At 53.4% G+C, this 15,036-nt stretch carries 7 protein-coding genes; all 7 read left to right on the forward strand.

What is annotated here, in order from left to right:
• Nucleotides 1–80 precede the first annotated feature (80 nt).
• The 7 genes from QQ91_RS13395 (at nucleotide 81) to QQ91_RS13425 (ending at nucleotide 15,002) form a co-directional block, all read left to right on the forward strand.
• A complete protein-coding gene (locus QQ91_RS13395; protein WP_166275387.1) occupies nucleotides 81–8,450 on the forward strand; it encodes a type I polyketide synthase in 8,370 nt (2,789 codons plus the stop codon).
• Nucleotides 8,447–9,427, forward strand: coding sequence for a DUF6208 family protein (locus QQ91_RS13400; protein WP_166275388.1), 981 nt, complete (start codon nucleotides 8,447–8,449; stop codon nucleotides 9,425–9,427). The genes QQ91_RS13395 and QQ91_RS13400 overlap by 4 nt, the downstream gene beginning before the upstream one ends.
• 181 nt (nucleotides 9,428–9,608) lie before the next feature.
• A complete protein-coding gene (locus QQ91_RS13405; protein ID WP_166275390.1) occupies nucleotides 9,609–10,220 on the forward strand; it encodes an esterase/lipase family protein in 612 nt (203 codons plus the stop codon).
• A gap of 93 nt (nucleotides 10,221–10,313) precedes the next feature.
• Nucleotides 10,314–10,496 carry a hypothetical protein gene (locus QQ91_RS13410; protein WP_201277106.1) on the forward strand — a complete coding sequence of 61 codons (183 nt, stop codon included), beginning with the start codon at nucleotides 10,314–10,316 and terminating at the stop codon, nucleotides 10,494–10,496.
• A gap of 543 nt (nucleotides 10,497–11,039) precedes the next feature.
• Entirely contained in the window at nucleotides 11,040–11,933 is an 894-nt protein-coding gene (locus tag QQ91_RS13415; RefSeq protein WP_166275392.1) for a hypothetical protein, read from the forward strand.
• 36 nt (nucleotides 11,934–11,969) lie between these two features.
• Entirely contained in the window at nucleotides 11,970–12,272 is a 303-nt protein-coding gene (locus QQ91_RS13420; RefSeq protein WP_166275394.1) for a hypothetical protein, read from the forward strand.
• Between the two features lie 396 nt (nucleotides 12,273–12,668).
• Nucleotides 12,669–15,002: a PAS domain S-box protein gene (locus QQ91_RS13425; RefSeq protein ID WP_166275396.1), complete on the forward strand. Its 2,334-nt coding sequence runs from the start codon at nucleotides 12,669–12,671 to the stop codon at nucleotides 15,000–15,002.
• The last annotated feature ends 34 nt before the right edge of the window (nucleotides 15,003–15,036 follow it).

Below are 15,036 nucleotides of genomic sequence, written 5' to 3' on the forward strand. Positions count from 1 at the left end.
GATCCACGGCTTGGCACGCAGGGATTGCTTCAGCCCAAGGTTGATCTGCTCCTGATGGTTTGACTGTTTGCCCGGATACTATGCACAACTGCCCCACCTTTGTTGAGTTATTGCGTGAGCGCGCGCAGTCCCATCCTGATCGCCTAGCTTTTTCCTTCTGGTCTGAGGGAGAGGCTGAAACCGATTATCTGACCTATGGAGAACTAGATCGACGCGCTCGGGCGATCGCGGCCCATCTGCAGGCCCGCCAGCTAGCGGGTGCGCGGGCCCTGCTGCTTTATGCTCCTAACTTAGACTTTATTACGGGGTTCTTGGGCTGCCTCTATGCCCAGGTAACTGCGGTACCGGCCTATCCACCCCGCTCGGCGCAGATGATGTCTCGCCTAACCACCATCATTGAAGACGCCCAGGCAGCCATCGCCCTCACCTCGTCCTCTCTACTTGAGACAATTTCCCATCGCTTTCAAGATGCACATCTCACAGCCTTAGCCGACTGTTTACCAACGGACTGCCTGGATTTAGACGCCGCCGACCAGTGGCGGCCCTCCCAATTCACCCCGGAGGCGCTGGCATTTTTACAGTACACCTCTGGGTCCACCGGTCGCCCTAAGGGGGTCATGATCACCCATGGCAACCTCATCCACAACTCCCGGCTGATCAACCACGCCTTTGAAGATACGGTGGAGAGCCAGGGGGTGTCCTGGCTGCCGCCTTACCACGATATGGGGCTGATTGGCGGGGTCTTACAGCCCCTGTTCATTGGATCTAAAACCGTTCTGATTCCGCCCGTTGCTTTTTTACAGCGACCCTACCGCTGGCTGGCCGCCATCTCCAAGGTCAAAGCCACCACCAGCGGTGCCCCCAACTTTGCCTATGAGCTGTGCGCGAAGCAAATTAAGCCCGAGCAGCGATCTGAGCTTGACCTAAGTTCTTGGACCCTGGCCTTTTCGGGAGCCGAGCCGATCCGCAGCGAGACCCTGGATTTGTTTGCCGAAACCTTTGCCTGCTGCGGATTTCAGCGGGAAGCCTTCTTTCCTTGCTACGGAATGGCGGAAACCACACTGATTGTCTCCGGGGCAAAGCGGTGGCAGCGCCCGGTGCGCTGCACGGTTTCGGAGGCGGCCCTAACCCAAAACCAGATCCAGCCGGCCTCCGAGGATGTGCCGTCCAAAACCCTAGTCAGCAGTGGTCACCCTTTATTGGGCTTGAGGGTGACCATTGTGGATCCTAAAACCCATCGCGCCTTGCCCGAGGGACAGATTGGTGAAATTTGGGTTGCCGGTGAGAGTGTGGCCCAGGGCTACTGGGGCCAACCCCAGCAAACCCAGGAGAGCTTTGCTGCCTCCATTGAGGGATCCGACCCCTCTAGCCCAACCTTCCTGAGAACCGGCGACCTGGGTTTTTTGCAGCAAGGGGATCTCTACGTCACTGGGCGACTGAAGGATTTAATCATTATTCGGGGCCGCAATCACTATCCCCAGGACATTGAGGCCACGGTGCAAACGGCTCATTCCGCCTTGAGGGTAGGCTGCGTGGCCGCCTTTTCAGTGGAACAGGCAGACCAGGAAGTGCTGGTGATTGTTCAAGAGGTGGAGCGTACGGCCTTGCGCCGGTTGGACTCCGCAGCCGTCACCCGAGCCATTCGCCAGGCAGTGGTGGAGGCCCACCAGCTGCAACCCTCCGCCATTGTGCTGCTCAAAACCGGCGGAATTCCTAAAACTTCCAGTGGCAAAATCCAGCGGTTTGCCTGTCGGCAACGATATCTGGATCAATCCTTGCCAGTTGTAGGCCAGTGGCAGGCTTCAGATCCAGAGATCCAATCTTCCTCTTCGTTGCCATTGCCATCCGATCCCCCGCTGTCTTCCCCAGGACAGTCCCTCGAAACCCGCGCCATCCAGGACTGGCTGGTGCATCGATTGGCCCAGCAGCTCAACCTCAGCCCTCAAGCGGTGGATATTCGCGAACCCTTGTCCAGCTTTGGCCTGGATTCCCTCGCAGCGGTTCGGCTCACCGCCGATCTAGAGGACTGGCTGGCCCCGCGATCGCCCTGGATAGGCCCCCTCTCGCCCACCTTAATCTTTGACTACCCCACCATTGCCCAGATCTCCCAATATCTGGGAACTTGTGCCTCTCAACCCCAGGCGCCTCCGTCGGCGTCCCCGCTGCCAGGGCTGGCAATGGATGATATTGCCGTGATTGGCATGGCCTGTCGATTTCCAGGTGCAGACACCCTAGAAGCGTTTTGGCAGATCCTAGAGCAGGGGCAATCGGCCATCACGCAAGCTGCTGCGGAGCCTTCTGATCCGGACATGTTAGGGGCTGCGCCGGTGCGGCGCTTTCAGCAGCCCATGAGCGGGGGCTTTTTGCGGCAGGTAGATGGCTTTGATGCTGCTTTTTTTGGCATATCCCCCCGCGAGGCCGAGCATCTCGATCCCCAGCAACGCCTCTTACTAGAGGTGGCCTGGGAGTCCTTCGAGCAGGCTGGATTGCCGCCCCACCAGCTGGCGGGAACGGCAACGGGCGTATTTGTGGGCATCAGCAGCAACGACTATGCGCAGCTTCAGGCCAATGATGCGGCCAGCGTTTATTCAGGAACAGGCAATGCCCACAGTGTGGCCGCCAACCGCCTTTCCTACCTGTTGGATTTGCACGGCCCTTCCCTGGCCGTTGACACGGCCTGTTCCTCTTCCCTAGTGGCAGTTCATCTAGCGAGCCAGAGCCTGCGCCAGGGAGAGTGTGACTGCGCCCTGGCGGCGGGGGTAAACGTCATTTTAGATGAAGCGCTCACGGAGACCTTTCGGCAAGCTGGCATGCTGGCACCCGACGGCACCTGTAAAACCTTTGACGCCGAAGCCGATGGCTATGTGCGAGGCGAAGGCTGTGGGGTGGTGATCCTCAAGCGGCTTACCGATGCCCAGCGGGAGGGGAATCCGATTTGGGGCGTCATTCGCGGATCGGCAATGAACCAAGATGGCCGCAGCAATGGACTAACGGCTCCCAATGGACTGGCGCAACAGGCCGTAATTCGTCAAGCCCTGGCCCAGGCGCGGATTGAGCCCCAGCAAGTTAGCTACATTGAGGCCCATGGCACCGGGACCGCCCTGGGAGATCCCATTGAGGTGAATGCCCTCAGGCAGGTGTTTTTGCCCGATCGCAGGGCGAACCCTCCCTGCTGGTTGGGATCGGTGAAGACAAATGTTGGACATTTGGAAGCAGCGGCGGGAATGGCGGGCCTGATTAAGGTGCTCTTGGCCCTGCAGCATCGAAAAATTCCGCCCCACCTCCATCTAAAGCAGATCAATCCCCTGATTAACCTTGCCGGTACGCCCCTGCAAATTCCCACCCAACTGCAACCCTGGGAGGCAACGGATCCCTATGCGGGGGTCAGTTCCTTTGGCTTTGGGGGCACCAATGCCCACGTCATCCTGGGGGCCGCGCCGGATCGCCCCGCTCCAGCGCGGCCGATGCCCGGCACCGATCGATCCTTCCATTTGTTGACCCTTTCGGCTAAAACGCCAGCGGCCCTGACCGCACTGAAGCAGCGATACGCCGCCTGCCTTGGGAAGCAGGCCTGGGCCGATCTCTGCCATAGCGCCAATGTGGGGCGATCGCCGCTGACGGAGCGCTGCGTGATCCTCAGCCCCGATGTCCAGAACGCCCAGATCCTGCTGACCCATTCCCCAGATTCACCGCTTCCATCCACCCCGGCCAAGCTGATCCAGGGACCGGTGCCGCATGCGACGCCACCCACCCTGGCCTTTCTCTTTACCGGACAGGGAGCACAGTATCCTCACATGGGCCGAGAGCTGTTTGAAACCCATCCCGACTTTCGCGCCATCCTGGAGGAATGCGATCGCCTGCTGCGTCCTGAGCTTGACGGCGTGTCCCTACTGCACTGTTTGTTTTCCGAAGCGGCCCAGGAAAACGGCATTCTGGATCAAACCCGCATCACCCAGCCCGCCCTGTTTGCCCTGGAATACGCCCTTTGTCGTCTCTGGCAAAGTTGGGGTGTGCAACCCGACTGGGTCATGGGCCACAGCGTCGGAGAATACGTGGCGGCCTGCATTGCCGGGGTCTTTCCCCTAGCCGCAGGGTTGAAATTGATTGCAGCCCGCGCCCGACTGATGGAGTCGGTGCCGGTTGAGGGCGGCATGGTGGTGGTCTTTGAGTCGCCCCAGACCCTGCAGGAGATCCTCGATCATCTGGAAGAACCGCTGGTGATTGCGGCCTATAACGGCCCGGAAAACACGGTGGTTTCTGGATCGCAAGCAGCGCTGGTGCGGTTTGAGGCGCACCTGCAGCGACAGGGGATTAAGCATAAGCGCTTACCGGTGTCCCAAGCCTTCCACTCTCCGCTGATGGAACCCATGCTGGCGGAGTTTCGCCAAATTGCCGCAGCCATTGACTACCAGGCCCCACAAATTCCAATTGTGTCCAATGTGACCCGTCAGCCCATTACGGCGGCCATTGCAACCGCGGATTATTGGTGTGAGCATGTGCTGGCGCCGGTGGGCTTCTGGGAAAGCCTGCAAACCCTTGAAGATCAAAAGGTGACGGTTTTTCTAGAGATTGGTCCCAAGCCCACCCTCACGGGCATGGGCCGACGCTGTTTGGCGGGCCAGCACCAGTGGCTTCCCAGCCTGCGTCCAGGCCGATCGGACTGGCAGCAAATTCAAGAGAGTCTAGGGCAGCTGTTTCTCTTGGGGTACGACATTGACTGGCAGGGCTGGGACCGGGGCTATGGTCGCCAGCGAGTGAGCCTGCCCACCTATCCTTGGCAGCGTCGGCGCTACTGGCTTGCCTCCCTGGGACAGCGATCGCCCAGCACTCAGCCCAGTTTCTACACCGTAGCGCTACAGCCCTTGGGGCGTCCGCCCAGTGATGTCCGAGCCGGACAGTGGCTGTTTGTGGGCAGTCCGGAGCACGGTCAGGCATGTGCCGCAGTTCTCCCCGCCCACCAAACGCTACAGTTTTGCCCCGGTTCTGGGAATCGAGGCCGCGAGGATTGGATCGCGGATCTGCGCGGCCTGGATCGCACCGTGCCGCTGCTGGGAATTCTTGAGGCCAGTTCCTTATCCCCAGCGACTCTCCTCGCGCCGGACACAGCCCAGGGGTTTTCGATGGTGGCTCTCCTCCAGGCCCTTGAGGCCCTCGGCTGGCGGTCCCCTCAGCCCCGGCTTTGGATGCTCACTGATCCTGCCTCCGAGCCCCCCGCGCAGTTGGGGCTGGCGGCCCTTGCTGGCCTGGGTAAAGGCATTCAGCTAGAGCATCCGGAATGCTGGGGCGGTTTAATCCAGATGGCGGATCCGCGGTCCCAATGGCTCCAGGTGGTCGCCGAGATCAACAGCGTGCATCAGCCGGAGTCGCGCATTGTGTATCGCCAGGGCGATCGCTATGTGGACCGCTTGCTTCCCTGGAAGCCCCCCACAGATCTAACCTCTCAGCTTCCCCTGTGCCACGAGCAAGGACTGTACCTGATCACCGGGGGGCTGGGATCACTGGGACTACAGACGGCCCAGTGGTTGGTTCGCCAGGGTGCCCAAGCTCTCCTGCTGGTGGGGCGCACGGCCCCTTCTCCCCAGGCCCAGCGGATCTTAGCCAAGCTAGAGGCGCAAGGGGTGGCCCTGACGGTGATTCAGGCCGACATTGCTCAGGCGCAAACCCTGGATCAACTGCGGCGGCAAATTTTTAGCCAGGGTCGGTCCCTACTCGGCATCATCCATGCGGCTGGCGTGATCGAAGACCATGCGCTTTTAAACTTATCGGTGGATCATTGGAAACAGGTGATGGCCCCCAAGGTGCAGGGCGCCTGGCTCTTACATGAATTGAGTTTGGACCATTCCCTGGACTTCTTTGTTTGCTTTTCCTCGGTGGCCTCTGTGTTGGGGTCCCCAGGGCAAAGTCATTACAGCGCCGCCAACGCCGGTCTGGATGCCCTAGCGCACTATCGCCAGAGCCAGGGATTGCCAGCGCTGAGCATTAACTGGGGGCCTTGGTCTGAAGCGGGGATGGCGACCTCGCCCACGGTGCAGCGATCGATCCAGCGCTTTGGCCTGCAGTTTCTCACCCCAACCCAGGGCTTCCAGCAGCTCGATCTACTCCTGCGGGCGGCGCGGGATCCAAAATCGACGGTGCCAGCCCAGATTGGCTGTTTTATCGTGGACTGGGCCACCTTATCCCAAGCCCCAGGCACTCAAGGGCTGCATCCGTTCCTCAGTGCGGTGCTTGATTCGGCCTCCAGGCCACACACCAAAAGCCCATCTCCCCTTGATTTGGACCAACTTCAGCGCCTTTCCATCGATCAGAGCGCCCAGGTCCTGTTGGAGTATTTGAAACAAACCCTGGCCCGGATCCTGCAGGTGCCAGCAGCCCAGCTGCAAGATCAAGATCATCTGATGGAAATGGGGGCAGACTCTCTGATGGTGATGGACGCCATTGCCCAGATCCAGAAGGACCTGGATTTGATGGTCTATCCCCGAGAAATTTACGAGCACCCGCACCTGGAAAGCCTGGCCCGATATCTGGCCCGAGAGTTCCACAGCACTCACGGATCTTTGACACCAGAGGCGTCTGAGCCCCAGGCCCCCTCCCGGATTGCCGAGATCCCCCGCGCCATGGCCCCGCGATCCACCTCGCTGCTGCTGCCGTCCCAAAAGCTGCCGGGGGCGGTTCTGATTCTTTCCAGTCCCCGAGCAGGGTCAACGCTGCTGCGGGTGATGCTTGCCGGGCACGATCGCCTTTTTTCTCCCCCAGAGCTGCATCTGTTGCCCTTTGGCACCATGGCTGAGCGGGAACGGGATCTTTTGGAGTCTCATCTGGGGGAAGGCTTGCAGCGGGCCTTAATGGATCTTTGCCAGCTAAGTGCCGCAGAGAGTCAGGCCCAGATTCAGCGCTGGCAGGAAGAACAAACGCCCATCTACGAGATTTATCGCCAGCTCCAAACCCTGGCAGGCGATCGCCTCCTGGTGGACAAATCCCCCACCTATGCCATGCAGCTCGACACGCTGCAGCGGGCGGAGGCCCTCTTTGATCAGCCTAAATACATTCATCTGGTGCGTCACCCCTACGCCATGATTGAATCCTTTGTCAAGCTGCGGATGGATAAGCTGATTGGGGCGCCAGGGATGTCTCCTTACTCAGTGGCTGAGCAAATTTGGACCCAGAGCAACCAAAATATTCTCCAGTTTCGCGATCGCATTGACCCTCACCGCCTCCATTGCCTCACCTATGAGACCCTGGTCACCCATCCCCGTACCGCCCTCAAGGGCCTGTGTGACTTTTTGGAGATTCCCTTCCGCGACACCCTCCTCCATCCCTATGAGGGCGATCGCCTCACGGATGGGGTGCATCGCCAGTCCATGTCCGTGGGAGACCCCAACTTTCTCAAGCATCGTCAGATTGACGCCACCCTGGCCGATCAATGGCGACGGATTCACCTGCCGCAGCCGCTTCGGCCCGAGACGCAGCAGCTGGCAATGCAGTTGGGCTACGAACTGCCCACACCCGCCCTGGTCAGTCCCCCCCGCGGGGAGAGTCTCCCCGCCCCAGATCCGGCTGCTTCAGCCCCGATGCGAGAATCGGTTTTAAATGTGCGGGGACTGGACCTATGTCTTTGTGAATGGGGTCCTCGGGATGGAGATCCCATTCTCTGTCTGCACGGCATTCTCGACCAGGGGTTAATCTGGGAGCCGGTGGCCATGGAGCTGGTGGAGGCGGGCTATCGGGTGGTGGCCCCCGACCTGAGAGGCCATGGCAAGTCGGACCATGTGGGACCGGGGGGCGGCTACCATCTGCTGGATTTCTTGGGAGATATCGTCACCCTGGTGGAGGGCATGATTGATCGCCCCATGTTTGTGATTGGGCATTCCCTCGGTTCCGTGGTGGCAGGCATCTTTACTCGCCTGCGATCCCAGCTGGTGCGGCATCTTATTCTGGTGGAACCGGTTTTACCCCGTCCGCCCCAGGCGGAGGATGCCCTAGAGGCAATCCAGACCTTCTTGGAATACACCACCTCCCCACCCAAGCATACGGTGATGAAGGACTTGACCATGGCGGTGGACCGACTGCGCAAGGCCATTCCTTCCCTATCCCTGCCCTTTGCCCAACGGCTGGCTGAGCGAGGCACCAAGCCCCACGGGAGCGGTTTAATCTGGCGCTGGGACGCGGTTTTGCGATCGCGCATGAGCCTGACTCAGCAGGGGGGACCCCTGACGCGAGCGAGCTATCTGAAGATTCTCAGCGAAATTCCCGTGCCTCTAACCGCCGTCTATGGCGATCGCAGCACCTTTAATCGTCCCGAGGATCTGGCGGCTCAGCACAGTGCCCTTCCCCACGCCCAGCGAATTATTTTGCCTGGAGGACACAACATTGCCCTGGATGCCGCCTCTGATCTGGCCCAGTGCGTCCTTGATGCAGCCGATCGACTCACCTCTTCCCAGCCAACCCCATGACCCAGTCTGCTTCCTCTGCATCATCCCTGAGATCCGGACGCTTGCTCTGGGAGATGCCTCTGGCAATGGCTTCCTGGATCTTCTTCCACCTCAATAAGTGGATCATTGGCGTGGCCTATCAACAATATCTGCAGCGAAATTCAAAGCGGGCGACCACCTGGCGAGTGCTGAGCCAGGACACCTTAGCCATCCCGATTACGCTGCCCGTGCTGATGACCAAAGGTCCCCGCTGGAACACCCACGGGGTCATTGGCACCCTTGGTCCCTTTGCCCTGCAGCAGCAGATCACCCTTGAGGTGGGTACAGCCCGGCGAAGTGCCCAGTCCTGGACCATGGTCATTTATCGCTATCCAGACTTTAAAACGGTCACCCAGTTAAGCTGGCTGCAGCCCCTGGACTCCCAGGATGTGGCTACCCTGGATCTGCCCGCCGGACGCTATTCTTTGGGAATCCGCTACTACGGTCTGCGCCCCGAGGCTGCGATGCCCGGCCTGATCCTGGATGGGCAGCACCCCATTGAGGGGGTCGCCGTTCCGGCTGATCCCAATCAGGTTTACCAGTCCCTGCACCAGCGCACCAACCTGTATTACCGAGCGCTGCACTATTACATCTACCCCATGCTCCGGCTGAGATCGTACCTGCCGCAGGCCTGGGTGCAGCGCGAGTATTTGCCCGTGGGCGACCCGGATACCACCTTTTTATACGATTTTGTGGAGGCGGGCGATCAGCTTCAAGTGGAGGTGCAGCCCGATCTGTTGCCCCACTATTGGGTCTATCTCACGGGATACAACCGGGCCAGTCTGCCGGTACTCTCCCAGGAAATTACAGCTTCAACGGTAACCTCTCCCTTTGATCAGCGTGGATTTTATCTGGTTCGGATTCGTCCGAAGCGATCAAGGGTACCGGATCTTCAGCCCCAGGATATTCAGATTAGCAGGCAGGTCTCTGCTGCGGCGACGGATCGCCCCCTAGCCTAGCCGACTTCCTTTCTACCCAGTTCAAGGGGGCCTCTCCTCTGAGGAAACCAGGAGGATCCTTGGCTGTCACTGGGATCCCTTAGGCTGTTTGTGTTTCGAGCAGTTATTATGTATTTAACCCCCAGGGTGAACTTAAACCCCAGGGTGAACTCATTGGACCAGGGGCTTCCCAAGCCGCAGCATGAACGTTCTTTTAATCCATGGACTTGGTCGTACCCCGCTCTCCATGGGGGGAGTGGGTCAGGTGTTACGGCGAAGGGGGCACTTCCCTCATTTCTTTGGCTATGCCGCCTGGCAACATTCCTATGGCGACATTGTGATCCGCTTACGGCAGGAGATGGTGCAGATTGCTGACACGGGTCCCTATGCCATCGTGGCCCATTCCTTGGGGGGGGTTCTGAGCCGATCAGCTCTCCAGGACTGGAGTGGCCCTAGACCTGAGCATATTATTATGCTGGGGACGCCGAATCAGTCTCCGCGCCTAGCGGCGATCGCCCAGCCCATTCCACTCTTTCAGTGGTTTGCCGCCGAGTGCGGGGCCAATCTTGCCAGTGCTGAATTCTATCGGCATCTGGCCCCGCCACCGGTTCCCTACACAATTATTGCCGGTACGGCAGGCCCTCAACTATGGCTGAGTCCCTTTGGCGCTGAGCCCAATGATGGCATCGTTGCGCTCTCGGAAACTAAAATTCACGCGGGCGATCGCCCGGTGCAGATTCAAACGCTGCACACCTTTATGATGAATCACGGGAGTGTACAGTCTTTCATTTTAAGTCGGCTAGGTGAGGCCTGAGGGTTCACTTTTCTTAATATAAATCGGGGCTAGTGGACGTAAATATACAGCGCATCAGGGAACTTTAAATAAAACCTGTGTTGAAGATCTAAAATGAAACACCAAAAGGACCCCCAAAGGCACCTTGGGAAAGTCAGCCGTTCCAATCCCGACTCTCTGCCGCATGGCTCAAAAGAGCTGGCAAAAGACTTGTTCGGGCAGTATGTAGATTTGAACTCTGAGAACTCAGGCTTCTTCAGTCAAATCAAGCAAGGCAACGAAATCCAGCATAATTAATTGCGATTGCCCCATTGCCCGCCGTCCTGTAAGGAAGGTAGCAGGATTAACTACTACAGTTGACTGTTTTCCCCTGCAATTCCCGAATAGTACAAGATAAACCGGAAAAATACGGGGAAGAGAAGGAATTTCCAACCTATTGACAATAGGAATCCACAGACCGCTAGAACCTCCTCCGACCCTAGACATCATTTTGGCGATTGATTGCTTAGACCCGCACTTGAGGAGTAAAGATTGGCGTTTGGAAGAAAGGAGAAAACTTATACTTTAGGGCTTTATTGCATGAATACCTGGAATCTCCGTATATCAAGGATCGTCAATTGAGCTGCTTGATTAAGAAACCGTTGCAAAACTAGGCTTTCAGGCGAAAAGTAGAGTCATTATGCAACAAAGCCATATTTCTAGATTAAACAAACTGTCAAGCCTTTTAAGCCGACTATAAAAAGAGATGATTGTATAAAAACAGTCTGGATAACCGAATAGCCGCCATTTCAGGCTATAAACACGAATTATAACCATTAAAAGCTATTTGGCTTTAAAGATATGCATCTTGATTCTTACTTAAGGAGTTACCTCGAAATACCCGTCGTTTTAGGAGTAGCACTTTGTCAAGACAAAAAACCGAAGTATCTTTTTCTTGATAACCAGCTCAATAGCTGTTCAGAGAAAATACGCTTGATGGGGCGCTTGAAAGAGATTCTATTAACAACGGATAAAATTTCTGTAGATGGCGATCCCGTTGAGATGCCTATCTCCAACTACTATCTTTATCTGTACCCATTAGATGAGAAACATGATTTCCTAACCTTGGTATTACATGAAAATAATGTCATTAAGTCATTCCGAGCGAAGCAACTACAAAGAAAGCTTCGTGAGGATATCGCTTTGTCACTTCAGTATTTTCAGGAACTCTCAACCAAACGTTCGATACTGGGACAGCATGTAGGCACTGAAACGAGAGAGAGAATAGCAAGCGATAAATCTAATGGAAAATCTAATGGAAAATCAAATGAAAGAGATTCAGATTTTACGCAGGAAAATCTTTCTATCGATGAAGTACTCACAGCATTGAACGATCTGAGCAGGTTTGTGGCTCGCTACTTGGGTACAAAAATCACTTCCAATTACTGGAATCTCGCAAAGCCAGAAGATAAATACCTCAGCAGCTTTACGATTAGATATTCTGCTGAAATCAGCTACTCAGGTCAGCCTAGTGACTCTATCAATCCCTTAGGGATTTTAGCCTTGAGAAAATGGACACAGAGCTTTATGAAACTCTGCTATGGCGTTGTCAATGATATGCCAGAACGATTTGAAAAGGAAGGAATTAATGAGAAGTATAGAAAAATCATATCGATTTATACTTCCGACTACCTGCACGGAGAAGGCGCAGTCACGGGACAAGAAGAAAGTTTATTTGGGGATTTGCTCATTTAAGTATATGCATTTAAAGGATTGAGAGGACAGCTTGTCATGATTAAGAGTCCAGAAATACCGTTAATGACGAAATATTGGATAAGAAAAATACTGATAAAATATGAAGACAGGATTAACCAAAAACAGTTAGGAAAACCTGAGATCAATGCAAAAAAAATTCAAATTGATCAGCTGCTTGAACGGTTGCATTATAAACCTGAAGATCAACTAATTTGTGCAAAACAGTTAGAATCACTAGTGAATACTTATCAAGTTTATTGTAAGCAAAAGCTTCCACGGGAATCCGAGAAAATCGAACTCAAAATTTTATACGTACTGGGCTATACAGATCAAGATTAGCATGGTGGAACATTCCATAGTTAAAAATCTGAATTCAACTGGTTTTATATAAAACTGGATATCTAGCCAAGCATGCCTTAAGTAGGTAGATATTGCAGTCCTCAAGCAAAAAATCACAAAAAATTGAACCATAATCCACTAATGGTAGGGATCACATGATCTAGTTTACCAAAGCCTTCCTAGTCCTTTTTAGGGCTAGATTAGTTTAATAAACGGATCAAAATTTTAACTAGATTAGCATCCTACTGTTGCCAGAAAGAATCTATATTTTTAATAATTATTTGGTGACTTAAGAGTAGTCTTTTTAGTCGAAAGCTGTTTTGTATACTGCTGATTAGCTTATCTGTTGAGATCTATATGCGGTCACTAACCCTTTGAAAGATAGATTTATTTATAATGTATAAAAACCTGGCAGAGCCCACAAAGGCAAGTATATTAGTCGTTGACGATATTCCCGAAAACTTAGCCGTCCTGAATAAAATTCTCTCCCTCCAAGGCTATGAAGTTTGCATGGCGCTCTCAGGAGAAATAGCCATACAGTCTGCCTGTACAAAGAAGCCAGATCTAGTCTTGCTGGATATTCTTCTTCCTGACATGGATGGTTATACAGTTTGTGAAGCAATAAAGGCGATCCCAGGTTTACAGCATATCCCAATTATATTTATCAGTTCCCTAGAGGATCCTCAAAATAAGGTCCAGGCTTTTAATGTTGGCGCTGCGGATTATTTATCTAAGCCAGTTATTATTTCTGAAACAATATCTAGAATTGAGTATCAGTTAGGGTTAAGCCATCTTTACCAAAGCTTGAGCAATCAAAATGAAAACCTAAAACGAGAAATTGCAAATATCAAATACGCTCTGGATCAGTTTGCAGCTATCGCAATTACCGATGCTAGAGGTTACATTACCTATGTCAACGATAGATTCTGTCAAATTTCTAAGTATGCACCTTATGAGCTGTTGGGGAAAAACCATAGTATCGTAAACTCGGGCTATCACCCAAGGATATTCTTTCAACAGTTGTGGCAGACAATTTCTCAAGGCAATGTCTGGAAAGGTGAGATCCAAAATCGAGCAAAAGACAGCTCCTTATACTGGGTTGATACAGTAATTATTCCCATACTCGGAGAGACAGGAGATCCTTCTCAATATTTCTCAGTTTGCTACGAGATTACAGAACGAAATTATCCTGCAATGGATAAAATTCGTGCAAAACTAGCGAATTGGCATCGAACGCAAGCAGAGGAGCAGCTTCGGCTCTTAGAATCGGTTGCCATTAACGCTAATGATGCAGTAGTCATTACTAAAGCTGAACCCTTTGATCTCCCTGGACCCGAGATTATCTATGTCAATCAAGCTTTTACCCGAATGACTGGCTATTCAAGGGATGAAATAGTGGGTCAAACGCCACGGATTTTACAAGGCCCAAAGACCGACTGCGAAGCTCGCAGCAGAATCCGCAAGGCTTTAGAGTCATGGCAACCTATTCAAGTGGAGCTGTTGAACTATACGAAGGAGGGAACAGAGTTTTGGGGTGAAATTAGTATTACCCCCCTTTGCAATGAGGAGGGTGAGGTCACCCATTGGATCTCCATTCAACGGGATATAACGGAACGTAAAGAGTTTGAACTACTCCTACAGAGCCAGGCTCAAATTATAGACCAAATTCATGACTCGGTTTTAATCTTAAATCTATCGGGTCAGATTAACCGATGGAATTGTGGTGCCGTCAAGCAGTTCGGATATCTGTCAGAGCATATCCTTGGGAAATCTTTCTCAGAGCTAATGGCCGACGAGGATCAGCTTGAATTTGACCAGGTCATTCTTCCACCTCTCCTCACTCATGGTCAGTATGAACTTGAACTATCTTTAAAGACTATTCATAACCATATTTTTCCTGCTCGTCTGTCACTTTCTACCTTAAACAACGATCAGGGAAAGCCGGTCGGTGTAATCGCCTACATTATTGATATCAGTAAAAGTAAAAATGCAGAAGAGGAAATCCTGAAGAGCCTGAATCGAGAAAGAGAACTGAATGAGCTAAAGACCCGATTTGTATCTATGGTCTCCCATGAATATCGGACGCCGCTTACCACAATTCTCTCTTCGGTAGATTTGCTGGAATACTATGATCACTGCTCAGACCCAGAGGATAAACAGGCCTTATTTGGACAAATTAGAACAGCTGTTCAACGGATGACCAGTCTGTTGAACGATGTCCTACTAATGAGTCAGTCAGAAGCTGGAAAAACTTCCTTCAACCCAAAATCTCTTGACCTGATTGACTTCTGTCGTGAGCTAGTTCAGGAATTTCGGCAAAACATAAAAACATCGCACTGCCTTTCCCTTGAATTTGGGGATAGAGCGATGCCACCTGTCGAAATGGATGAGAAGATACTCCGACACATCTTTTCTAACTTGATCGCAAACGCTGTTAAGTATACTCCCCAAGGGGGCACAATAAATTTTAAAGTGGCTTTCCGTGAAGATTCTGTCCAATTCTCTATTCAAGACTCTGGAATCGGCATACCCGAAGATTCACTTCAGCAAATTTTTCAGTCATTCTTCAGAGCAGAAAATGTGGGAAGTATAGCAGGGACTGGGCTTGGCCTTTCAATTGTTAAACGACTCGTGGAAATTCATCAGGGAAGCGTAATGGTGCAAAGCCAGGTAGGTTTAGGATCAACCTTTACAGTGATTTTACCGCTCCAGTTATCAGTATTGGCATAGCCCAGATGTATTCAGAACTGCCCAGTTCACTCAT

This window comes from Lyngbya confervoides BDU141951 (assembly GCF_000817775.3).
GTDB lineage: Bacteria > Cyanobacteriota > Cyanobacteriia > Thermosynechococcales > Thermosynechococcaceae > Lyngbya > Lyngbya confervoides.

Bases quoted from the DNA above. Each gene is read 5' to 3' on its own strand.
- QQ91_RS13425 (WP_166275396.1), top strand. From the start codon at position 12,669: ATGTATAAAAACCTGGCAGAGCCCACAAAGGCAAGTATATTAGTCGTT.
- QQ91_RS13420 (WP_166275394.1), top strand. From the start codon at position 11,970: ATGATTAAGAGTCCAGAAATACCGTTAATGACGAAATATTGGATAAGA.
- QQ91_RS13410 (WP_201277106.1), top strand. From the start codon at position 10,314: ATGAAACACCAAAAGGACCCCCAAAGGCACCTTGGGAAAGTCAGCCGT.
- QQ91_RS13395 (WP_166275387.1), top strand. From the start codon at position 81: ATGCACAACTGCCCCACCTTTGTTGAGTTATTGCGTGAGCGCGCGCAG.
- QQ91_RS13400 (WP_166275388.1), top strand. From the start codon at position 8,447: ATGACCCAGTCTGCTTCCTCTGCATCATCCCTGAGATCCGGACGCTTG.
- QQ91_RS13405 (WP_166275390.1), top strand. From the start codon at position 9,609: ATGAACGTTCTTTTAATCCATGGACTTGGTCGTACCCCGCTCTCCATG.
- QQ91_RS13415 (WP_166275392.1), top strand. From the start codon at position 11,040: ATGCATCTTGATTCTTACTTAAGGAGTTACCTCGAAATACCCGTCGTT.